The sequence below is a fragment of the Micromonospora sp. WMMB482 genome, from assembly GCF_019038635.1.
Classification (GTDB): Bacteria; Actinomycetota; Actinomycetes; order Mycobacteriales; family Micromonosporaceae; genus Micromonospora; species Micromonospora marina.
Genome location: NZ_JAHOPD010000020.1, coordinates 1,330,563 through 1,352,328 on the forward strand (window position 1 = coordinate 1,330,563; position 21,766 = coordinate 1,352,328).

A 21,766-nucleotide genomic window follows, 5' to 3' on the forward strand; every position below is an offset into this window, starting at 1 on the left:
AGCCGGACCGGGCCCGCACACGTCAGAGCTTGTCGATGGGGGCGTGCCGCAGCACCAGCCACATGGTCTGGTCGCCGAAGTCGATCTGGGCCCTGGCCCCCGGCCCGGCCCCCTCCACCGCCAGCACCCGGCCCAGGCCGTACCGCTGGTGGTTGACCCGGTCCCCGACGGAGACCTTCGGGGCCTGCTTCAGCTCGCTGGCGGTGGCCAGGCGGCTGGCGTCCACGCCCAGCCGCTTCGCCAGCTCGGTCGCCTTGGGTGTGCCGCCGGCGAAGCCGCCGCGGCCGAGACGGTCCGCCCGGCCGCCCACGCCGCCGCCTCCGCCGCCCCACGAGGTGTACGACCCCTCGGTGCGCTCCCAGCGGACCAGCTCCGGTGGCAACTCCTCCAGGAACCGCGACGGCGGGTTGTAGGCGGGGGCGCCCCACGCCGACCGGGTCACCGCACGGGACAGGTAGAGACGCTGGCGGGCCCGGGTGATGCCCACGTACGCCAGCCGCCGCTCCTCCTCCAGCTCGCGGGTGTCGCCGAGCGAGCGCAGGTGCGGGAAGACGCCGTCCTCCAGGCCGGTCAGGAAGACCACCGGGAACTCCAGGCCCTTGGCCGTGTGCAGCGTCATCAGGGTGACGACACCCTGGTGGTCCGGATCATCGGACGGGATCTGGTCGGCGTCGGCGACGAGCGCCACCTGCTCCAGGAAACCGGCGAACGTGGCCCGCTCGTCGTCGGCGCCGAGCGCCTCGATCCGCTCGGTGTACTCCCGGGCGACGCTCACCAGCTCCTGGAGGTTGTCCACCCGGCCGGCGTCCTGGGGGTCGAGGCTCTCCTCCAGCTCGGCCAGGTAGCCCGAGCGGGTCAGCACCGCCTCCAGCACCTCCTCCGGCGTGCCGGTGTCGGCGAGTTCCCGGGCCGCGTCGAGCAGCGCGACGAACTCGGCGATGCCGTTCGCCGCCCGGGTGGAGATGCCCGGTGCGTCCTTGGCCCGGCGCAGCGCGGCGCCGAAGGAGATGCGGTCCCGTGCGGCCAGCGCCTCCACGCACGCCTCCGCCCGCTCGCCGATGCCCCGGCGCGGGGTGTTGAGGATCCGGCGCAGGCTGACCGTGTCGTCGTCGTTCACCACCGCGCGCAGGTACGCGAGCGCGTCGCGGACCTCCTTGCGCTCGTAGAAGCGCACCCCGCCGACCACCTTGTAGGGCAGGCCGACCCGGATGAACACCTCCTCGAACACGCGGGACATGGCGTTGGTGCGGTAGAACACCGCCACGTCGCCCGGGCGGGTCTCGCCGTCGTCGACCAGCCGGTCGATCTCCCGGGCGACCCAGTCGGCCTCGGCGTGCTCGGTGTCGGCGACGTACCCGACGATCTGCTCGCCGGACCCGGCGTCGCTCCACAGCCGCTTCGGCTTGCGGGAGGTGTTGCGGTCGATCACGGCGTTCGCCGCGTTGAGGATGGTCTGGGTGGAGCGGTAGTTCTGCTCCAGCAGGATCGTGCGGGCGTCGGAGAAGTCCCGCTCGAACTCCAGGATGTTGCGGATGGTCGCGCCGCGGAACGCGTAGATCGACTGGTCGGCGTCACCGACCACGCACAGCTCGGCCGGCGCGATGCCCTCGGTCCCGGAGACCAACTCCTTGATCAGCACGTACTGGGCGTGGTTGGTGTCCTGGTACTCGTCCACCAGCACGTGCCGGAACCGGCGCCGGTAGCTCTCCGCCACGTGCGGGTGCGACTGGAGCAGGTGCACCGTCGTCATGATCAGGTCGTCGAAGTCCAGCGCGTGCGCCTCGCGCAGCCGCCGCTGGTAGAGCGTGTACGCCTCGGCCAGCGCCCGCTCGTTCGGCCCCTTGGCCCGGCCGGCGAACTCCTCCGGGTCGACCAGCTCGTTCTTCAGGTTCGACACCTGCGCGGCCAGGCCCCGGGCCGGGTAGCGCTTCGGGTCCAGGTCCAGCTCGCGGGCGACCATCTGCATCAACCGGCGCGAGTCGTCCGCGTCGTAGATCGAGAACGTCGACTTCAGGCCGGCGTGCTCGTGCTCGGCCCGCAGGATGCGTACGCAGGCGGAGTGGAACGTCGAGACCCACATGAGCCGGGCGCGCGGGCCGACCAGCGCGGCCACCCGCTCCTTCATCTCACCGGCGGCCTTGTTGGTGAACGTGATCGCGATGATCTCGCCCGGGTGCACGTCGCGGGCGGCGAGCAGGTAGGCGATCCGGTTGGTCAGCACCCGGGTCTTGCCGGACCCGGCGCCGGCCACGATCAGCAACGGGGAGCCGGCGTGGGTCACCGCGTCCCGTTGCGGGCCGTTCAGGCCGTCGAGGAGGGCACCCGGATCCGACCCGGCACCCCCGGGACGGCGCGGCGGGGTCGGCCGGGACTCCGGCGCGGGCGGGGACTCCGGCGCGGGCGGGGATGTGGGAATGTCGAAGAGAGGATGCATCGCAGCCCGAGTCTATGCCGCCGGGCGGACACTTCCCCGCCCGCGCCGCCGCTGCGCGCACACCGTCACGTCTCACCTGTTGGTGCGTCTCCTTGCGCGCCCGCCCGGGTGGTCGGCATACTCGACGACGTGTTCGATCAGCGCTTCTCCTTTTACTACGGCACCGGGAGTCCGGCAGCCGTAGGTCGCGCCTGATCACAGACCTGCGAAACGCCCCGGGCTCCCCAGAGCCCGGGGCGTTTTCGTTCCGGGATCCGGGTACCGGGCCCGAGCCCCGAGAGGGACGACGATGATGACTGACGTGGTGGAGTCCAGCGGCAGCCTGGCGCGGCACGACCGGCCGGCCGGCGGCGACCCGACCGGGGCCGCGGCGGCCCGGACCGGCACCGACGACGCGGCGGCGGCCGAGCGGATCGGCGAGATCCGGCGGCGGATCGACGAGATCGACAGCACTCTCATCGCGCTCTGGCAGGAGCGGGCGGCGCTCTCCCAGGAGGTCGGCGCGACCCGGATGGCGTCCGGCGGCACCCGGCTGGTGCTCTCCCGCGAGCGGGAGATCCTGGAGCGGTTCCGGTCCGAACTCGGCGCCGACGGCACCCAGCTCGCGCTCCTGCTGCTGCGCGCCGGCCGCGGCCCGCTGTGACGTGGTGACACGCCCCCGGATACGACGGACCGCCTGCCGGCGTCGAGCTGACGCCGGCAGGCGGTCCGAACGGATCAGGCCACCTCGTGGGTGCCGACGATCTCCCGCTTCTCCGCGAAGTGGCAGGCGCTCGGGTGGTCCGAGCCCGGCCGGATCTGAAGCAGCGGCACCTCCTGGGCGCAGACGTCCTGCGCCTTCCAGCACCGGGTGCGGAACCGGCAGCCCGAGGGCGGGCTGACCGGCGAGGGCACGTCGCCCTGGAGCCGGATGATCGCCTTGCTCTCCCGCACGGTCGGGTCCGGCACCGGCACCGCCGACAGCAGCGCCTGGGTGTACGGGTGGGTCGGCCGCTCGTAGATCTCGTCCTCGGTGCCGATCTCCACCATCTTGCCCAGGTACATCACGGCTACCCGGTCGGAGAGGTGCCGCACCACGGACAGGTCGTGGGCGATGAAGACGTACGACAGCCCGAACTCGGCCTGGAGCTTCTCCAGCAGGTTCATCACCTGGGCCTGGATCGAGACGTCCAGGGCCGACACCGGCTCGTCGCAGACGATCACCTCGGGCCGCAGCGCCAGCGCCCGGGCGATGCCGATGCGCTGCCGCTGGCCGCCGGAGAACTGGTGCGGGTACCGGTTGATGTGCTCCGGGTTGAGGCCGACCAGGTCGAGCAGCTCCTTGACCTTGGTGCGCCGGCTGCCGCGCGGAGCCACGTCGGGGTGGATCTCGAACGGCTCGCCGATCAGGTCACCCACCGTCATCCGGGGGTTCAGCGAGGTGTACGGGTCCTGCATGACCAGCTGGATCTGCCGGCGCAGCCGCCGCAGCGCACCACCGGAGAGCTTGGAGATGTCCTGGCCCTTGTAGAGCACCTGACCGGCGGTCGGCTTCTCCAGGTTCATCAGCACCCGGGCCAGCGTCGACTTGCCGCAGCCGGACTCGCCGACCACGCCGAGCGTCTCGCCGGCCTTCAGCTCGAACGAGACGCCGTCGACGGCCTTGACGTGGCCGATGGTCTTCTTGAACACCACGCCCCGGGTCACGGGGTAGTGCTTGACCAGGTCACGAACCTCGATGATGTTCTCAGTCACGGTTCACCAGTTCCTCGGCGAAGTGGCAGGCGCTGGCCCGGCCGTTGCCCAGTTGCAGCAGCGGCGGGACCTTCTCCCGGCACACCGGCTGCGCCATCGGGCAGCGCGGGTTGAACGCACAGCCCGGCGGGATGTTCATCAGGTTCGGCGGGAGGCCCTTGATGGTGCGGAGCTCCTGCCCCTTCTCGTCCATCCGCGGGATCGAGTTGAGCAGGCCGAGCGTGTACGGGTGTGCCGGCTTGCGGTACAGGTCGTAGACGTCGGCTTCCTCGACGATCCGCCCGGCGTACATGACCGCGATCCGGTCCGCGACGTCGGCGACCACGCCGAGGTCGTGGGTGATCAGGATCATGCCCATCTGCCGTTCCCGCTGGAGTTCGCCGAGCAGATCCATGATCTGGGCCTGCACTGTCACGTCCAGCGCGGTGGTCGGCTCGTCGGCGATCAGCACCTCGGGGTCCAGCGCCAGCGACATGGCGATCATCGCGCGCTGCCGCATACCGCCGGAGAACTGGTGCGGGTAGTTGCTGAACCGGCCCTTGGCGTTGGGGATCTTCACCTGGTCGAGCATCTCGATCGCGCGCTTCTTGGCGTCCGAGCGGCTCATGCCGCGCCGGATGCGGAACTGCTCGGCGATCTGGAAGCCGACTGTGAAAACCGGGTTGAGGGCCGAGAGCGAGTCCTGGAAGATCATGGCGATGCCCTCGCCCCGGATCCGCCGCCGCTGCTCGGGGGACATGGTGAGCATGTCCTTGCCGTGGAAGCGGACCTGCCCATCGGTGACGAACCCGGGCGGGGTGTCCAGGATGCCCATGATGGTCTGCGCGGTGACGCTCTTACCGGAGCCGGACTCGCCGAGCACGGCGAGGGTCTCCCCCGCGTCGACGTGGTACGTGACTCCGTTGATGACCTTGGCGACGCCGTCCCGGGTGCGGAACTCCACCCGCAGGTCGTCGACCTCGAGCAGGCGGCCCGAGGAGCGGCCGGATCCGTCGGCGCCCGGCGCGGACTGCTCGGACACGAGAATGTCGGACAACTCAGTTCCCCTATCGGAGCTTCGGGTCGAGGGCCTCGCGGACCGCCTCGCCGAGCATGACGAAGCTCAGCACTGCGGTGACGAGGAACGCGGCGGGGAAGAACAGCAGGTACGGCGAGACCCGGATGTAGTTCTGCGCCTCGCTGATCATGATGCCCCAGGAGACCACGGGGGTCTTCAGGCCGATGCCCAGGAACGAGAGCGTGGCCTCGGCGCCGATGAACGAGCCGACCATGATCGTCCCGTAGACCAGCAGCGGAGCCAGGCAGTTCGGCAGCAGGTGCTTGAGGATGATCCGGCCGGTGCCGGCACCCAGCGCACGGGCCGCGACGATGTAGTCGGCCTCCTTGGTGGCGAGCACCGAGGAGCGCATCAGCCGCATCACGACCGGCCAGGTCAGCACGCTCAGGGACATGATCACCAGGCCCATGATCGTCCACTCGCCGTTGTCGGTGCCGGACCCGTTGAACGTGGTCAGGATGACGATCGAGCCGAGCACGAACGGCAGGCCGAAGAAGATGTCCGCGATGCGGGAGAGCAGCGCGTCCACCCAGCCGCCGCGGTAGCCGGCGATGATGCCCATCGCGCCACCGACGAACAGCGTCAGGAGGGTGGAGACCACCGCGACCACGATCGAGGCGCGGGCGCCGTAGATGACCCGGGCGTAGACGTCGCGGCCCTGCACGTCGTAGCCGAACCAGGCGGCCGACGACGGCTCGACCCGGCTGCGCTCCAGCGTGCCGTTGACCGCGTCGCCGGAGGTGAACAGCGACGGGAAGGCGGCCATCACGATGAACACCAGGATGAGCGTCGCCGAGATCCAGAACAGCGGCTTGCGACGCAGGTCCATCCAGGCGTCGCCGAGCAGGCCGCGGGGCTTCTGCTGCTTGGCGCTCTCCGGGAGGCCGGCGTTGGTGGGCGCGCCCGACCCGGCCTCGGTGGGCATGGTCGCGGGCGGGGTCGTCACGACCGACGCGGTATTCGGGTCACTCATGCCCGCACCTCGCTGCGCTCGGCGCGGGCGTGGTTACCCGCGCAGCCTGCTGGGACGATTCGTTCGCTACGGCGGTCACTCATAGCGGATCCTCGGGTCGAGGGCGGCGTAGAGCAGGTCGACCACCAGGTTCATGATGAGATAGACGAGCACCAGCACCACCACGATGCCGACAACGGTAGCGCTCTCCTTCGTCACGATCGAGCGGAGCACCTGGCGGCCGATGCCGTTGATGCCGAAGATGCCCTCGGTCACGATCGCGCCACCCATCAGGGCGCCGAGGTCGGTGCCGAGCAGGGTGACCACCGGGATGAGCGAGTTGCGCAGCAGGTGCACGCCGACCACCCGGCGCATCGGCAGGCCCTTGGCGATCGCGGTGCGGACGTAGTCGGCACGCCGGTTCTCGGCGATGCTCGTCCGCGCGACCCGCGCCACGTACGCCATCGACACGCTGCCGAGCACGAAGCCGGGCACGATCAGCTCGCTGAAGCGCATCTCGTTGGACACGGTCGGGTTGATGATGCCCCACTTGACGCCCAGCACCCACTGCAGCACGAAGCCGATGACGAAGACCGGCAGGGCGATGAGGAAGAGCGTGGAGATCAGGACCAGGTTGTCCAGGAAGCCGTTGCGCCGCAGACCGGTGAGGATGCCCGCGCCGAGACCGATCACGGCCTCGATCGCGAGGGCGACCACCGCCAGCTTCAGGGTGTTCGGGTACGACGTGGCGATGATGTCGCTGATCTCGCGACCGCCGAACGTGATACCGAAGTCCCCCTGCAAGAGGTTCTTCATGTAGCTGGCGTACTGCACCCAGATCGACTCGTCGAGGTTGTACTTCTCGGTCATCATGGCCCGGTAGTTGGGCGGGCAACCGCGATCGCCGCACTTGCCGGCGAAGGGGTCACCGGGCACGGACCAGACGAGCCAGTAGATCAGGAACGTCGTGCCGATGAACACCGGCACGAGTTGCAGCAGCCGTCTCAAGAGATAACGGCCCATGGGGTGGTCCTCCAGACAGGGAGCGCCGGGTGAGCCGGCGCGGCGACGACAACATGCGAGGGGTTCGTTGTACACCCCCTCGCGGAACGGCCCCGGGTCGGGCTCACCGGTAGGCGAGCCCGACCCGGGGTCAGACCGTTCGGATCAGAGCTCGACCGAGGTGATGTCGAGCTCGCCGACGTTGGTCAGCTCCACCTTCTTGATCTTCTCCGAGTGGCCGGACTGCTGGCCACCGAAGTAGATCGGCATGGAGGGGACGTCCTGGTCGATCAGCTTGACGGCCTCAGCGAACTTCTGGTGGGCCTCCTCGAGGCTGGGGGCCGCGGTGGCCTCCTTGGCGAGGGCGTCCACCTGCGGGTTGCTGTACTTGCCGTCGTTCGAGGAACCGCCGGTGACGTAGAGCGGGTTGATCCAGTTCTCGACGTCCGGGTAGTCCTGCTGCCAGCCGGCCCGGTAGGCGCCGGTCATCTTGTAGGCGTTGATGTTGGCGCGGAAGACCGCGAAGGTCGGCACGCCGACGGCGACCGCGTCGATGCCCAGGTTGGTCTTGATCTGCTGGGCGACGGCCTCCATCCACTCCTTGTGGCTGGCGTCCGCGTTGTACGACAGGGTCAGCCGGCCCTGGAAGCCACCGGACTCGGCGTACAGCTGCTTGGCCTGGGCCACGTCGAACTTGCAGGAGGTGCAGTTGCCCGGCTCGGCGCCCGGGGTCAGCGGGTTGGCCCAGCTGTCGGCCGGCTTGCGGGTACCGAAGAAGATCTTGTCGGTGATCGACTGCCGGTCGATGGACAGCGAGATCGCCTTGCGCAGCTTCGGGTTCTGGAAGCGCTTGTCGTAGATCGGGAAGGCGATGATGCCGGTCGACGGGGTGGTCGAGGACAGAGCCCGCTCGCCCAGGTCGGTCTTCCACTTCTCGCCGGCCAGCGCGGAGACCGGAACCTGCTGCTGGAAGTCCAGGTTACCGGCGAGCAGGTCGTTGTACGCCGCCGTGTCGTCCTGGTAGATCTTGACGGTGACGTCCTTGATCTTCATCTTGTCGCGCAGGCTGTAGTCGTCGAAGCGGGTCAGCTTGATCTCGACGTCGTCCTGCCAGGAGACGAGCTTGACCGGGCCGTTACCGATCGGCTTCTTGCCGAAGTCCGCCGGGTGGACGAGAAGAACGCGTCCGGCAGCGGCACGAAGGCGCTGTAGCCGAGCTTGGTCGGGAACACGGAGGTCGGCGCGGCGAGCGTGACCTCGAAGTTCCAGTCGTCGACGACCTTCAGGCCGGACATCTCCTTGGCCTTCGGCTCCGGGGCCTTCTTCGGGCCGTCCGGGCCGTCCGGGTCCTCGGTGTAGACCTCGTCGAAGCCCTGGATGTCGGAGAAGAAGGAGGCGTTCTGCGCGCCGTTCGGGCCGTAGGCCGCCCAGTTCCAGGCCTTGACGAAGCTCTCGGCCTTGACGGTGGTGCCGTCGTGGAACTTGGTGTTCTGCTTGATCTTGATCTTGAAGACCTTCGAGTCGGTCGTGTCGATCGACTCGGCGAGCAGGTTCTGCGGCGCCCCACCGTTGTTGGGGTACTCGACCAGACCGCTCCACATCCAGTCGATGATCGCGCCACCACCGGTCTCGGTGGTGTTCGCCGGAACCAGGGGGTTCTCCGGCTGGGTGCCGTCGATGACGATCGCGCCGTCGCTGCTGGCGCCGGCGTCGCCGCCGTCGTTGTTCCCGCTGGAGCAGCCGGACGCGACGAGCGCGAATGCCGCGCCCACCGCGAGCGCGCCGCTCGCCCGCTTCGAGACTCTCATTCCGAGGGGCCTCCTCTTTCTTAACCTGGTTCCGTCGTGAGTTTCACGCACGTCTTGGGGGTGACACCACCGGCGACCCGAACCGCAGGACGCCGGTTTACCGCAGAGGAATTCGGGACACCCCAGGGGTACCGATCCGCCGGGCGCCACACCCTGGACGAGACATCGCGCAGGACCGTCGCCCACGCGGCGGCGTTGAACACGGCGTCACGTGGTCGGCAGGCCCGACAAGATGCCTCACACCGGGGGGTGAGGTGCTGCCACTGTGACACCAACCGGCCCTTTCCGTGAAGGTGCCGTTATCAAGCCGTTAGTTGCTCGCCACGTTGCCGATACTTGAGAAAAGATCACAAAGAGTACGGACGATAGGGCCCTGAACAGGCAAGACGGGCACAGACAGGTCGACGGACGTCCCTGCGGCACGGGAGGCTGTGACGTTGACCGCGCCGGCCTCGGCACCTCCGGCGGACGCGCGACTGTCGCGTTTTTTGTCCGTCCGGATGATGCCATGCCGACTGAGCGGGCGGCACGGGCACCCGGGGGTACGAGGCCGCCGAGGCCCCGCCCCTGGGCGGACGTCGGATTCCTAGACCAGCCGGCGGTCGGCGGCCCAGCGGGACAGCTCGTACCGGTTCGACATCTGGAGCTTGCGCAGCACGTTGGAGACGTGCGTCTCGACCGTTTTGATCGAGATGTACAGCTCCTTGGCGATCTCCTTGTACGCGTACCCCCGGGCCAGCAGCCGCAGCACCTCGCGCTCCCGGTTGGTGAGCTGGTCCAGCTCCGGGTCGGCCACCGGCGCGTCCGGCCGGGAGGCGAACGCGTCGAGCACGAACCCGGCCAGCCGCGGGCTGAACACCGCGTCGCCGTCGGCCACCCGGCGGATCGCGTCGGTCAGCTCCTCCGGCGAGATCGTCTTCGTGACGTACCCCCGCGCGCCGGCGCGGATCAGGCCGATCACGTCCTCGGCGGCGTCGGAGACGCTCAGCGCCAGGAACCGCACCTGCGGATGGGTACGCCGCATCGCCTCCAGCACCGCGCGACCGCCGCCGTCGGGCATGTGCACGTCGAGCAGCACCACGTCCGGCGCGGTGGCCGCGATCCGGGTCACCGCCTCGGCCACCGAGCTGGCCTCGCCGACCACCTCCACGCGGGTGCCCAGCTCGGCACGGACGCCGGCCCGGAACATCGCGTGGTCGTCGACGAGGAACACCCGCAGCGGCCCGCGGGGCGCCGTAGCCTCGACCGGTTCCTGCTCGGACATGTCACCTGTCCCTTTCCGCCGTGGAGCCGGAGCCGCTGATCGGCAGGATCAGCCGGACCTCGGTCCCTTCCCCCGGCTCGGACCGGATCTCCGCCCGGCCGCCGTGCCGCTTCATCCGCCCGATGATCGAGCCCCGGACGCCGTGCCGGTGATTCTCCACCGTATCCGGGTCGAAGCCCTTGCCCCGGTCCCGGACGAACACGCTCACCTGCTCCGGCTCCACCTCGGCGTACAGCGACACGGTCTGCACACCGGCGTGCCGGGCCGCGTTGACCAGGGCCTCCCGGGCGGCGGCCACGATCGCACCCACCCGCTCGTCGGTCTCCCGGTCGCCGACCACCACCACCTCGACGGTGATGGCGAACGTGTCCTCCACCTCGGCGGCGGCCTGCTCCAGGGCGGCCGCGAAGCGCTCGGTGGGCGAGGCGGTCGGCTTGTAGAGCCAGTTGCGCAGCGAGCGCTCCTGGCCGCGGGCCAGCCGCTGCACCGTCTTGACGTCGCTGGCGTTGCGCTGGATCAGGGCCAGCGTGTGCAGCACCTGGTCGTGCACCATCGCGGCCAGTTCGGCGCGCTCCTGCTCCCGGATGCGGCCCTCCCGCTCGGAGCGGAGCTGGTTCCAGGTGCGCCAGAGCACCGGACCGGTGACCACACCCACGCCGGCCAGCCCGACCAGCGCGAAGATCACGCCGTTGAGCACGGCGTCGAAGTTCTGCGCCGGCGAATAGACGGCGGCCACGCCGATGATGCCGACCGCGACGAGCACACCGCCGCCGATGAAGCGCAGCACGAACGCGCGCCTGTCACTCTCCTCCACCACCGCGCCCAGCCAGGGCACCGCCGCGTCGCCCCACTGCCGGCGCCGCTCCGGGGCGGACTGGTGCCAGATGACGCCCGCGCCGACCGCGATGATCGCCACCAGCCAGCCGGCGGTGCCGGCCGCGCCCACCGAGTTGAACGCGAACACCTGGAGCAGCAGCACGCCGAGCCCGATCGCCACGAACGGCAGCAGCTGGTTGAGGTCACGGCGGGGCGGGACGGCGGTGTCGCCGGGCCGGGGCGGGACCACCGCCCAGAAGGCGGCGTAGAGCAGCAACCCGAGACCGCTGAGCCCGAGCAGCACCATGAACGCCATCCGCACCCGCAGCACCGGGATGCCCAGGTGCTCGGCGATGCCCGCGGCCACCCCGGCGGCCAGCCGGTGGTCGGTGGCCCGGTAGAGGCGCGGGGCGTGCGGGGCGGGGGTGCTGCTGATCGGAGACTCCCAGGTCGAGGCGGCGTGCCGGCGGCGCCGACGCTCCGATCGTCACACGGCCGCGACGCCCCGGACCACGGGGACGCCCCGGAGTTTCACCGGCGGTGGATATCAGGGTGGGGTCAGGGTCGGGTCCGGAGGCTGCTCGGGCCGCCGGGGCAGCAGTATCGAAGGCATGAACGAGGACGCCGCCCGTCCGCCCCGCCCCTGGGCGGCGGCACAGGACGCCCCGCCGCCGCCCCCGCCGGGAGCGGCGCCCACCACCGACCAGGCGGCCCCGCCGCCCGGCGGTGGCTCGCCGTCCGCCGGTCCGCCACCCGGTGGGTACGCCCCACCGCCCGGCGCCGCCGGCTTCACCACCCGGTACGGCCTGGTACGCCCTCGTGAGGGCCGCTACCTGGCCGGGGTGTGCGCCGCCATCGGCCGGGCCACGAACACCGACCCGGTGCTGTGGCGTGTGCTGCTGGCCGTGCTCGGCTTCTTCGGCGGCATCGGGATCATCGTGTACGTCGCCGGCTGGTTGATCATCCCCGGCGAGGGCGACACCGCATCACCGGTGGAGGCCATGCTCGGCCGGGGCCGGTCCAGCATGTCCCCGATCACGGTGATCGTGCTCGGCATCGTGGTGGCGCTCGGCTTCGCCTACGTCGTCACCGACGGGTTCCGGGCGATCCTGCTCGGCGCGGTGATCCTGATCGGCGGCGCGCTTCTGCTCAACCGCGAGCAGCGCGGCCCGGGACAGCGCCCGGCCCAGCCGGCGCCGCCGCACGGTCCCCCGCCGGGCCCGGTGCCACCGGTGGCCTGGCCCGCGCCGCCGGCCCCAGCGCCGGGTACCTGGACCGCGGCTCCCCCCGCGGCACAGTGGACCGGCACACCGGCCGGACCGGCCGGACCGGCCGTGCCGCCGGTACCCCCCGGGGCCGCGCCGTCCAGCGGCCGGCCCGCCGAGCCCGGTTACCCGCCGGTGCCCCCGCCCGAGCCGGGCTACCCCCCGGCGTCCGTGTCCTCGGCGCCCGCGTCCGATCCGGGCCACCCGCCGGTGCCCCCGCCCGAGCCGGGTTACCCCCCGGCGTCCATGTCCGAGCCCGGCTACCCGCCGGTGCCGGGGTCCGAGCCGGATCACCCGGCCACGTCCGGCGCGGCCCGCGAGCCGGGCCACGCCGGGCCCGCCACCGGCTACCCGACGCTGCCGGCGCCGGGCTGGCCCGCCGCGGCCGGCACCCGGCCGGGCCCGTCCGAACCCACGACCGTCGCGATGCGGCAGGTGACCGGCCCGGTCGCCGACACCGCCACCTGGCCGGCCTACGGCGCAGACCCGGCCTGGCCGGGCGCGCGCGAGGCGGGCGCCCGGCTGGAGGAGCCGGTTGCCGTGCCGCCGCCCGCGCCGGTGGGCGCACCGCTGCCGCCCGGCGGTTACCGGCCGCCGTTCGCCCCGCACGGCCCCTACGCCGGTTCGCCGCCCGTCCCGCCACCGGGCCGGCCGCCGCGACCGCCCAAGCGGCCCAAGGAGCGCTCGCCGCTCGGCGCGATCACGTTCTCGCTGATCTTCCTGGCGCTCGGCGTGGTGGCCATGCTCGACCTGCTCGACGTCTTCCCGGTCGGCGCCGCCGGCTACTTCGCCGCGGTGCTCGCCACCATCGGCCTCGGCCTGCTCGTCGGCACCTGGTTCGGCCGGGCCCGCTGGCTGATCGCCCTTGGCCTGGTGACCGCGGCGGCGCTCGGCATCGCCACTGTCGCCGAGTCCTACGACCGGGTACGCGGCATCGACGGCAACGTCACCTGGGCCCCGACCGACCTGCGCGACCTGGCGAACCGGTACGAGAACAACCTCGGTGACGCGACACTCGACCTGCGCGGGATCGACTTCGACAAGCAGGACGTCCAGGTGACCGTCGACGTGAACCTCGGTAACGCGACAGTTGTCGTACCGCCGGACGTCGACGTGACCACGGTGGCCGACGTGAACGCCGGCGACGCCACGGTCTTCGGCCGGCGCAGCGGCGGGCTCGGCGGTCGTCAGTGGGAGACCACCGACCCGGGCGCCGACGGTCCCGGTGGCGGCAAGCTGCGCCTCTACGTCCACGTGAACGCCGGCAAGCTGGAGGTGACCCGGTGAAGGCACACCGTACCGATGTCGTGTCGTTCGCTTTCGGACTCGTCTTCCTCGGCCTGTCCGTCTGGTGGCTGCTGGCCCGGATCCTCGGCCTCTCCGTACCCCCGGTCGGCTGGTTCCTGGCCGGTGGACTGGTGCTGATCGGACTGATCGGACTGATCGGCGCGCTGCGCTCGGGCCGCACACCCGAGCAGCCCGCGCCGCAGTCCGCGCCCGAGGTCACGGTCTCGGCGCCGTACGGCTCCCCGGACGCCGGCACGGGGACGGCCGGTGGCACGGGGACGGCCGGTGGCGCCGACGAGAGGGCCACCGAGGCCACCACCGAGTCCGCGGAGCCGGCCACTCGCGAACTGCCGCCGCTCGATCCACCGGGCGACGAGGCGGCTCCGCAGCGCCGTACGCCGGGGGATCCGGCCTGACCGCGCCACTGCGGCGACCTTCGGACGCGGCCTATGCTGGTCGGCGGAGATCTCGCCTCCGCCGGCCGGCCTGCACACCCCGACCATGCCGGAGCCGCCGGTCGGGTCGCCGGAGCCGCCGGCGTCCGTTCGCTATCTCGTCAGGAGCCCGTCCGACATGACCCAGTCCCCCGCCGCGCGCGTCACCGGTCCCTCCGGTGCGGTCCGCATCGGCGAGCGCGCCGCCCGCACGCTCGTCAGCGAGTTCGCCCGGCGTAACGACCCGAAGGCCGGCCTGCTGGTCGGCGCGACGCCGGAGTCCGCGGTGCTGGCCGCCGCGATCGAGGCGCTGCTCCCCGGCGACCGGCTCACCGTGGTGCCGGCGGAGGGCGCCGCCGCGGCCGCGCTGCGCGAACACGTGACCGCGCAGGGCCGCTGGGTCGCCGACCGGGTACGCGTGGCCGACACCCTCGCCGAGGCCGACGCCGCCGCGGTGGTGGTCGTCGCCGAGCCGTTCACCGGCACCGCGGACGAGGCGCGCGTCGCGATCGACGGGCTGGCGAAATACCTCGCCGAGGGCGCGGTGCTGAGTGTCGCCGCGCCGCTGTTCCGCACCGGGGGCGCCGACGGCGAGCTGGACCGGCAGGGTGTGCTGCACGGCGTCCGCACCGACCTGGTACTGCGCAACACCCCGCCGGTACGCGTGCACCACCTGCGGTTCACCCCGGCTCCGGTCGCGCTCGCGGCCTCGCTGTCCCCGGCGTACCGGCCGTCGAGCGTGCCGCTGACCCGGGGCATGCACATCGACTCGAACGGGGTGGCCGCGGCCGGCATCACGCTCGGCCTGGCCGCCCTGGCCCGGGCCACGCGGCCGAAGTCGAAGCTCTGGCTGCTTCCGGCGCTGGCCGCGGCGCCGGTGGCCGCGTTCTTCCGTGACCCGGAGCGGGACGTGCCGGAGGATCCGTCGGCAGTCGTCGCCTCGGCGGACGGTCAGGTGCTGTCCGTACAGCGCCTTCAGGACGAACGCTTCGGTGACGGCGAGTGGCTGCGGATCGCGGTCTTCCTGTCGGTGCTGGACGTGCACGTCAACCGTGCGCCGGTGGCCGGCAAGGTGGTCGACTACTTCGTCGCCGACGGCGGGTTCGTCAACGCCATGAAGCCGGACGCCGAGCACAACGTGGCGGCGTACACGGTGCTGGACACCGACCACGGCACCGTGGTGGTGGCGCAGCGCACCGGGCTGATCGCCCGCCGGATCGTGCAGCGGGCGCCAGTGGGTTCGCTGCTGGCCCGGGGTGAGCGCTTCGGGCTGATCCGGTTCGGCTCGCGTACCGACGTCTACCTGCCGGCCGACGCGGCGGACCCGCTGGTCGGTCCGGGCGACAAGGTGGTCGGCGGCGCGACGGTGATCGCCCGCTGGCGCTGAGCGCCGGACACGAGGAAGGGGCGCCGCTGCTGCGGCGCCCCTTCTGTCGTTCTCGGCTCAGGCGGTACGGCGCTGGTGCAGCCAGAGCAGCGGCCCGCTGACCAGGTAGCCCACCACCACGAGGGCGAAGGTGAGCCGGATGTCGACGAGCGCGCCGATCACCGGGGCCAGCCAGAGCCACGGCGGCAGCTTCAGCAGCCGGGCGAGCTTGGCGTACGGGAAGCTGGACACCATGGCGAAGGCGAGCAGCGCCACGCCGGCCACCATGATCAGGCCGGAGACCGGCACCCCGATGGCCACGGTCAGGGCGAGCACCGCCGCCGCCATGGTGGTCGGCACGCCGCAGAAGAAGCGGCCGTCCTTCGGCGAGACGTTGAACCGGGCGAGCCGGACCGCGGCGCAGCCGGCGACGAGCGCGCAGGAGACCGCGGCGGCCGCCGGCGGCACCGAACCGGCCAGCGAGGCGTAGACCACGACCGGCGCGGCGAGGCCGAACGAGCACATGTCGGCGAGCGAGTCCATCTGCGCGCCGAACGGGCTGGCCACACCGAGCTTGCGGGCCAGCGCGCCGTCGAGGCCGTCGAACGCGACGCACGCGATCAGGCAGATCGCGGCGATCTGCACATCACCGCGCATGGCCAGGAAGATGGCCAGCATGCCGAGCATGAGGCTGCTCAGCGTGCACGCGTTGACGAGTGCGAACTTGGCCCGGCGGGCGGCGGTGCGCTCACCCGGCAGGAGCGGGATCGACATCGCCGGGGACTCGTCGACGGGTGTCGCCGGGGCGAGCGCCGGGCTGATCGGGCGTACCGCCTCGATGTCGGTGTCGAGCCGGCCGTAGCGGAGGCGCTGGCGGTCGGCGTAGCGGTGGTCGGGGGTGACCCGGTCGGTCCCCGAGACGGTCGCGCCGTCCCGGCGGCCCACGCGGACCAGCAGCACCTGGCGGGCGAACGTACTGCTGCGGCGCAACCTGCCCGCCCAGCGACGCCCTGCGGGGCGCGGACTGTCAGTCGTACGACGCCGGCGCCATGGGGCTCTCGGCACGTTTCCTCCATCACCGGATCGGCTGGCCGCCCACTTCGGGGCGGGTGTCCGGCTGTCTCGTGCCGGACCTTTCGGGTCCGGCAGCCCTTTTGCGGAGTACACCATTGCACAGGGGACAGGGGCTTGGCGATAGCTGCCGGCGGTACTTATATCTCCCTTAACCGCGCGAACCGCCCACTCATTCCCATCTCGGGCCTCAACGCCCGTTTTCGTCGGTCAGCCGTACTTCCGACTGTACCGGAGGTCACCCAGGGCGGCTCGGCGAGCGATTCAGGTCACCCGCCGCCCGATGGCCCGGGCGGCCACGCCGGTCATCGACAGACCCGTGACCTGCTCCGGGGCGAACCAGGCGGCCCGTGCGGTGGAACCGCCGGCCAGCTCGGTCACCACCCCGTCGGTCGGCGCGTCCACGCGTACCCGGTAGATCACCCGGACGCCGTGCCAGTCCAGCGGGCGGCCCTCCGGACCGAGCGCGGCCGGGTTGTGCAGGTTGTCCACGGCGATCAGGTCGACCACCCGGCCCAGTTGCCCGGCCTCCTCGACCAGCTCGCGCAGCAGCCCGGCGGCCGGCTGCTCGCCGTGGTCGGTGCCGCCCCCGGGCAGGTGCCAGCGCCCCGCGCCCGGATAACCGTCGGCGATCATGGTGAGCAGCACCCGGTCGGCGGGGTCGGTGACCAGCCCGTACGCGGCGAAGCGCTGCCGGCGGTCGGCGGCCGGTCCGGCCGGGTCGACGGGCAGGCCCCGGGGCAGGCCGGCCGGCAGCGGGGACACCGGCAGGCCGAGCAGCTCGGCGGTGAACGGCATCAGCGGCCGGACGGCTGCCTCCTGGGGCGTGAACCAGCCCACCTCGTCGGTGCCACCGGCCGGCTCGGGCCGCAGCCGCCCGCCCCGCGCCTCGACCTCGAAGATCAACCGGTCCGTGTGCATCGCGACGTTCTCGGCGCGGAACGCGGTCACGTCGGCGACAGCGGCCCGGATCGCGCCGGGCGCGACGGTGAGACCGGTCTCCTCGGCGAACTCGCGTACCACCGTGTCGGCCGGGTGCTCGGCATGCTCGACGCCGCCGCCGGGCACCTGCCACACCCCCGGGTACGGGCACCTAGCCGCGCCACGCGCCAGCAGCACCCGCCCTTCGGAGTCCCGTAGCACCCCGTAGGCCCCGACCCGCCGCCGCTGCTCCACAGCCCGCCCCTCCCCGCGCCCACACCGTCGATCATGAGGTTAGCGGTACCGAGGCGGACATTTCGCGCCGTCAACTTCATGATCGCCGGGGTGGGGCGCGGGTGTGAGCGGGGTCGGTCTCTAGAGAAGGTGGGCGGCCTGGACCGCTTCGGCGGTCACCTCGGTGAGGCGATCGGTGGGGAGGGCGCCGAGTTCCTCGCGGCGGAACCAGCGGGCCTCGCAGGTGGAGCCGCCGATGTCGGCCACGGTGGGGGGCGCGGGCTGGTCGACCACCACCCGGTAGAACGCGCGTACGCCGTGCCAGTCGATCGGGTAGCCCTCGGGGCCGAGCGAGGCGGCGTCCCGGTGGCTGGCCACCCCGAGCAGCTCGACCAGGCGGCCGGTCTGGCCGGTCTCCTCGACCAGTTCCCGGATCAGCGCCGCGCCCGGCTGCTCGCCGTAGTCGGTGCCGCCGCCGGGCAGGTGCCAGCAGCCGGCACCCGGGTAGCCGTCGGAGACCCGGGTCAGCAGCACCCGCTCCTCCGGGTCGGTCACCACCGCGTACGCGGCGAAGCGCTGCGCCCGGTGCAACCCGTCCGGGCCGGGGACGGCGTAGAACGAGGGGAACTCGGGCACCTCCTCCGGCACGATGTCGTCGGTGGAGGTGGGCAGGCCCAGGGCGCGCGCGGTGAACGACCGCAGCGGCAGCTCCCGTGCCTCGTCGAGGGTGAACCAGCGGGCCAGGTCGGTCGGGCGGCCGACCCGCTCGGTGAGCGTCCCGCCGCGGACCGACACCGTGTAGAGGAGCCGGTCGGTGTGGATCGTGATGCGCCGCTCGGGCAGCGCCCGCATGTCGGCGAGCACGTCCTGGAGGCCGGCGACCGCCACCGAGAGCCCGGTCTCGGCCGCGGTCTCCCGGACGACAGTGTGTTTGGGATCCTCACCGTGGTCGACCGCGCCTCCGGGGAGCGACCAGGTGCCGGGGGTGCCGGAGCGCTCCGATGCGCGGACCAGCAACACTCGGCCGTTTGAGTCAGCACAGACTGCGTATGCCGCGATCCTGCGGAGCGGCTCCAGCGAGGTGGTCACGGGAGCAAATTCTCCCCGGAGCGGGTTACCGACATCGAAAAGAGTCAGATTCCTGACTCTCCGCTGGCGTCTCAGGGACGGTTCGGGGTAGACCTCCGGGCGGTCACCGAGGTCGCCCGTCGCGGCGCGCGGGACCGTTGACACATGACCTTCCCGAACCCCTCCCAGGCCCCGTACAAGCAGCTCCGCCGGCCGGTCAGCGACCGCATGATCGCCGGTGTGGCGAGCGGCCTCGGCCGCTACTTCGCCGCCGATCCCACGCTGATCCGGGTGATCTTCGCGACCGCCACGGTGCTCACCGGCGGGCTCGCCGCGCTCGCGTACCCGATCATGTGGTTCCTGATGCCCGAGGAGCCGGACGGCGCGCCCGCCTGGCCGCACCCGCCGGGCACCGCGCCGGGCTGGCCGCCGGTTCCGCCGGCCACGCCGCAGCCCGGAGCCGGACCGCAGACGCCGCCGCGGCCGGACGCCGGAGCGCCGCCCGCGGCCTGAGCCGCGTCACTCCCACTCGATGGTGCCCGGCGGCTTGCTGGTGACGTCCAGGACCACGCGGTTGACCTCGGCGACCTCGTTGGTGATCCGGGTGGAGATCCGGGCCACCACGTCGTAGGGCAGCCGGGACCAGTCGGCGGTCATCGCGTCCTCGCTGGAGACCGGGCGCAGCACCACCGGGTGGCCGTAGGTGCGCCCGTCGCCCTGCACCCCGACGCTGCGGACGTCGGCCAGCAGCACCACCGGGAACTGCCAGACGCCCCGGTCCAGGCCTGCCGCGGTCAACTCCTGGCGGGCGATCAGGTCGGCCCTGCGGAGCACGGCGAGCCGCTCCTCGTCGACCGCGCCGATGATCCGGATGGCCAGACCCGGGCCGGGGAACGGGTGCCGCCACACCATCGCCTCGGGCAGCCCCAGCTCCAGGCCGATCGTGCGGACCTCGTCCTTGAACAGCGTCCGCAGCGGCTCGACCAGGGAGAACTTCAGGTCCTCGGGCAGGCCGCCGACGTTGTGATGGCTCTTGATGTTGGCGGCGCCGGTGCCGCCGCCGGACTCCACCACGTCCGGGTAGAGCGTGCCCTGCACCAGGTATTCCACGTCGCCGTGCGCGGCGATCTCCCGGGCGGCGGCCTCGAAGACGCGGATGAACTCCCGCCCGATGATCTTGCGCTTCTGCTCCGGGTCGATCACCCCGGCGAGCGCGCCGAGGAACCGTTCCCGGGCGTCGACCACCTTGAGCTTGATGCCGGTCGCCGCCACGTAGTCCTTCTCGACCTGCTCGGCCTCACCCGCCCGCAGCAGACCGTGGTCCACGAACACGCAGGTGAGCTGGTCACCCACGGCGCGGTGCACGAGCGCCGCGGCGACCGCGGAGTCGACGCCGCCGGAGAGGCCGCAGATGACCTCCTTGTCGCCCACCTGCTCGCGGATCCGGGCGACCTGCTCGTCGATGATGTTCGACGGCGTCCAGGTCGGTTCGATGCCGGCGATGTCGTACAGGAAGCGGGTCAGCATCTCCTGGCCGTGCGCGGTGTGCCCGACCTCGGGGTGGAACTGCACCCCGGCGCGGCGGCCGGCCACGTCCTCGAACGCGGCGACCGGGGCGCCCGCCGACTCGGCGGTGACGGTGAAACCCTCCGGGGCCTCGGTGACGCAGTCGCCGTGGCTCATCCAGACCGGCAGGTCGGCCGGCAGGTCGCGCAGCAGCACGCCGGGCTCGGTCAGGCGCGGGCGAAGCGGGGTGCCGCCGTACTCGCGGTTGCCGGTGCGCGCCACGGTGCCGCCGAGCGCCTGGGCCATGGCCTGGAAGCCGTAGCAGATGCCGAAGACCGGCACTCCGGCGTCGAACATCCCGGCGTCGATCTGCGGCGCACCCGGTGCGTAGACGCTGGACGGGCCACCGGACAGGATGATCGCGGCCGGGTTCTTCGCCAGCATCTCGGACACCGGCATGGAATGCGGGACGATCTCCGAGTAGACCTTCGCCTCGCGGACGCGGCGCGCGATGAGCTGGGCGTACTGGGCTCCGAAGTCCACCACGAGGACGGGGCGAGGCGTGCTCATGGTCCACGATCCTACCGACCGTGACCGGCCCCGCCGCGCTCACCGCCCCGCCCGCCACGGCCCGCCGCGCCGCCCCCGCCGGTCATCCCCCCGCGGGGCAGGGCGACCTCGTCGGCCACGGCGGGCGAATAGCCTTCGGTCGCGCTGATCCGGCGGGCGATGATCCCGAGCAGGACGCCGTACACGACCTTCGAGGTGATGTCCGCGACCGTGTAGGTGATCTGCCGCGCCACCACGCCGTCGGCCGAGTCCCAGAGGGCCGGCATGAGGTACGCACCGGGGTAGAGCAGCCAGGACACGAGCACCAGCCACCACACGCCGCGGGCCAGCGGTCGCGCGGTCGGTGGCAGCCGGTCCAGGCTGCCGAAGATGGTCCGGGCGACGAGAACCAGCAGGAACACGAAGAAGACGGTGCTGACCAGCCCCCACACCCAGAACGGCGCCGACCGCTGCACCTCGTGGAACTGGCCCGCGTACCCGGTGTAGATCATGGCGAGCCCACCGGCGACGAATGCGACCCAGGTCAGGTGGAACCGGCGGCCCGTCACGCCCAGGACCACGAGTAGCTGGATCAACAGCACCGGAACGTCGATCGACCAGTTGACGTAACGGTAGCCGTTGGAGAACAGGGTGCCGGACTGGACGAAGGCCGTGCCGTCCCATTCGAAGGCCCCCACCCACCGTTGGTAGAGCAGGAGCAGCTCGAAGAAGGCCGACACCATCACCACGGCCGAGAGCACTGACGAGAGCTGGTAACGCGGCGCCACCGAACCACGGGTCGCCAGGAAGTAGATCAGCCCGGCCGCCATCACCGCGAAACCCAGGCTGAGGACGTGGGAGATCAGTGTGAACTGGTCCACGTTGTACGAGAAGGTGTTCTCGAAGTTCATCAGATGCCCCGCCTCCGGCTGTCCAGACTGGGAGATAAATCCCTTATCAGCCGTTACCGTATGGTGGTGAGCGCGGCGCCGACGGAG

Annotated in this window: 19 protein-coding genes; 5 read left to right on the plus strand and 14 right to left on the minus strand. The window is 71.8% G+C overall.

The genetic code is table 11. The annotated features are described in order from the left end of the window. Positions 1–22: 22 nt before the first annotated feature. A complete protein-coding gene (gene pcrA, locus KSK32_RS07075) occupies positions 23–2,434 on the minus strand; it encodes a DNA helicase PcrA (RefSeq protein ID WP_216929672.1) in 2,412 nt (803 codons plus the stop codon). Between the two features lie 289 nt (positions 2,435–2,723). On the opposite strand from pcrA, the gene KSK32_RS07080 reads away from it, so the two are divergent. Beyond that, entirely contained in the window at positions 2,724–3,077 is a 354-nt protein-coding gene (locus tag KSK32_RS07080) for a chorismate mutase (RefSeq protein WP_216929674.1), read from the plus strand. 74 nt (positions 3,078–3,151) lie between these two features. Here KSK32_RS07080 and KSK32_RS07085 read toward each other — a convergent pair whose 3' ends face one another. The 8 genes from KSK32_RS07085 to KSK32_RS07115 form a co-directional block, all read right to left on the minus strand. Beyond that, on the minus strand, positions 3,152–4,168 hold the full coding sequence (locus tag KSK32_RS07085) for an ABC transporter ATP-binding protein (protein ID WP_216929676.1): 1,017 nt from the start codon (positions 4,166–4,168) through the stop codon (positions 3,152–3,154). Continuing rightward, a complete protein-coding gene (locus tag KSK32_RS07090; RefSeq protein WP_216935876.1) occupies positions 4,161–5,189 on the minus strand; it encodes an ABC transporter ATP-binding protein in 1,029 nt (342 codons plus the stop codon). Before KSK32_RS07090 ends, KSK32_RS07085 begins: the two co-directional genes overlap by 8 nt. Before the next feature lie 25 nt (positions 5,190–5,214). Then, positions 5,215–6,198, minus strand: a complete 984-nt coding sequence (locus KSK32_RS07095) for an ABC transporter permease (RefSeq protein WP_216929678.1) — start codon at positions 6,196–6,198, stop codon at positions 5,215–5,217. Positions 6,199–6,273: 75 nt separating this feature from the next. Then, entirely contained in the window at positions 6,274–7,200 is a 927-nt protein-coding gene (locus KSK32_RS07100) for an ABC transporter permease (RefSeq protein WP_216929680.1), read from the minus strand. Positions 7,201–7,344: 144 nt separating this feature from the next. Continuing rightward, entirely contained in the window at positions 7,345–8,322 is a 978-nt protein-coding gene (locus KSK32_RS07105) for an ABC transporter substrate-binding protein (protein WP_308163787.1), read from the minus strand. Next, positions 8,265–8,987 (minus strand): ABC transporter substrate-binding protein, encoded by a 723-nt coding sequence (locus KSK32_RS34505; protein ID WP_308163647.1) that lies wholly within the window; start codon positions 8,985–8,987, stop codon positions 8,265–8,267. The genes KSK32_RS07105 and KSK32_RS34505 overlap by 58 nt, the downstream gene beginning before the upstream one ends. A gap of 586 nt (positions 8,988–9,573) precedes the next feature. Further along, complete coding sequence (locus tag KSK32_RS07110; protein ID WP_091041022.1) at positions 9,574–10,251, minus strand: response regulator transcription factor; 678 nt, start codon at positions 10,249–10,251, stop codon at positions 9,574–9,576. A 1-nt stretch (position 10,252) separates the two neighbouring features. After that, positions 10,253–11,503 carry an ATP-binding protein gene (locus KSK32_RS07115; protein ID WP_216935877.1) on the minus strand — a complete coding sequence of 417 codons (1,251 nt, stop codon included), beginning with the start codon at positions 11,501–11,503 and terminating at the stop codon, positions 10,253–10,255. Between the two features lie 175 nt (positions 11,504–11,678). Here KSK32_RS07115 and KSK32_RS07120 point away from each other — a divergent pair, with 175 nt between their 5' ends. The 3 genes from KSK32_RS07120 (at position 11,679) to KSK32_RS07130 (ending at position 15,440) form a co-directional block, all read left to right on the plus strand. Continuing rightward, positions 11,679–13,619, plus strand: coding sequence for a PspC domain-containing protein (locus KSK32_RS07120; protein ID WP_216929683.1), 1,941 nt, complete (start codon positions 11,679–11,681; stop codon positions 13,617–13,619). Positions 13,620–13,639: 20 nt separating this feature from the next. Next, a complete protein-coding gene (locus tag KSK32_RS34895) occupies positions 13,640–14,035 on the plus strand; it encodes a hypothetical protein (protein ID WP_289256512.1) in 396 nt (131 codons plus the stop codon). Positions 14,036–14,192: 157 nt separating this feature from the next. After that, complete coding sequence (locus tag KSK32_RS07130) at positions 14,193–15,440, plus strand: phosphatidylserine decarboxylase (protein ID WP_216929687.1); 1,248 nt, start codon at positions 14,193–14,195, stop codon at positions 15,438–15,440. Between the two features lie 57 nt (positions 15,441–15,497). Here KSK32_RS07130 and KSK32_RS07135 read toward each other — a convergent pair whose 3' ends face one another. From KSK32_RS07135 to KSK32_RS07145, 3 genes are all read right to left on the minus strand, one after another. Further along, on the minus strand, positions 15,498–16,409 hold the full coding sequence (locus tag KSK32_RS07135; protein WP_216929688.1) for a phosphatidylcholine/phosphatidylserine synthase: 912 nt from the start codon (positions 16,407–16,409) through the stop codon (positions 15,498–15,500). Positions 16,410–16,754: 345 nt separating this feature from the next. Continuing rightward, entirely contained in the window at positions 16,755–17,666 is a 912-nt protein-coding gene (locus tag KSK32_RS07140; protein WP_216929690.1) for an NUDIX hydrolase, read from the minus strand. A gap of 120 nt (positions 17,667–17,786) precedes the next feature. Beyond that, a complete protein-coding gene (locus KSK32_RS07145; RefSeq protein WP_216929692.1) occupies positions 17,787–18,734 on the minus strand; it encodes an NUDIX hydrolase in 948 nt (315 codons plus the stop codon). Between the two features lie 144 nt (positions 18,735–18,878). Between KSK32_RS07145 and KSK32_RS07150 the strand changes: the two genes are divergently transcribed. After that, positions 18,879–19,226, plus strand: coding sequence for a PspC domain-containing protein (locus KSK32_RS07150; RefSeq protein ID WP_216929694.1), 348 nt, complete (start codon positions 18,879–18,881; stop codon positions 19,224–19,226). Positions 19,227–19,232: 6 nt separating this feature from the next. On the opposite strand, the gene guaA is transcribed toward KSK32_RS07150, so the two are convergent. Both guaA and KSK32_RS07160 read right to left on the minus strand, forming a co-directional pair. Next, the gene (gene guaA / locus KSK32_RS07155) at positions 19,233–20,789 is read right to left on the minus strand and encodes a glutamine-hydrolyzing GMP synthase (RefSeq protein ID WP_216929696.1); all 1,557 of its coding nucleotides are present in this window, start codon (positions 20,787–20,789) and stop codon (positions 19,233–19,235) included. Between the two features lie 11 nt (positions 20,790–20,800). Continuing rightward, positions 20,801–21,679: a bacteriorhodopsin gene (locus KSK32_RS07160; RefSeq protein WP_216929698.1), complete on the minus strand. Its 879-nt coding sequence runs from the start codon at positions 21,677–21,679 to the stop codon at positions 20,801–20,803. Positions 21,680–21,766 lie beyond the last annotated feature (87 nt).

Excerpts from the sequence above, each read along its gene's own strand:
- pcrA (WP_216929672.1), bottom strand. The coding sequence starts at position 2,434 with ATGCATCCTCTCTTCGACATTCCCACATCCCCGCCCGCGCCGGAGTCC.
- KSK32_RS07120 (WP_216929683.1), top strand. The coding sequence starts at position 11,679 with ATGAACGAGGACGCCGCCCGTCCGCCCCGCCCCTGGGCGGCGGCACAG.
- KSK32_RS07160 (WP_216929698.1), bottom strand. The coding sequence starts at position 21,679 with ATGAACTTCGAGAACACCTTCTCGTACAACGTGGACCAGTTCACACTG.
- KSK32_RS07130 (WP_216929687.1), top strand. The coding sequence starts at position 14,193 with ATGACCCAGTCCCCCGCCGCGCGCGTCACCGGTCCCTCCGGTGCGGTC.
- guaA (WP_216929696.1), bottom strand. The coding sequence starts at position 20,789 with ATGAGCACGCCTCGCCCCGTCCTCGTGGTGGACTTCGGAGCCCAGTAC.
- KSK32_RS34505 (WP_308163647.1), bottom strand. The coding sequence starts at position 8,987 with ATGAGAGTCTCGAAGCGGGCGAGCGGCGCGCTCGCGGTGGGCGCGGCA.
- KSK32_RS07080 (WP_216929674.1), top strand. The coding sequence starts at position 2,724 with ATGATGACTGACGTGGTGGAGTCCAGCGGCAGCCTGGCGCGGCACGAC.
- KSK32_RS07100 (WP_216929680.1), bottom strand. The coding sequence starts at position 7,200 with ATGGGCCGTTATCTCTTGAGACGGCTGCTGCAACTCGTGCCGGTGTTC.
- KSK32_RS07110 (WP_091041022.1), bottom strand. The coding sequence starts at position 10,251 with ATGTCCGAGCAGGAACCGGTCGAGGCTACGGCGCCCCGCGGGCCGCTG.
- KSK32_RS07150 (WP_216929694.1), top strand. The coding sequence starts at position 18,879 with ATGACCTTCCCGAACCCCTCCCAGGCCCCGTACAAGCAGCTCCGCCGG.
- KSK32_RS07095 (WP_216929678.1), bottom strand. The coding sequence starts at position 6,198 with ATGAGTGACCCGAATACCGCGTCGGTCGTGACGACCCCGCCCGCGACC.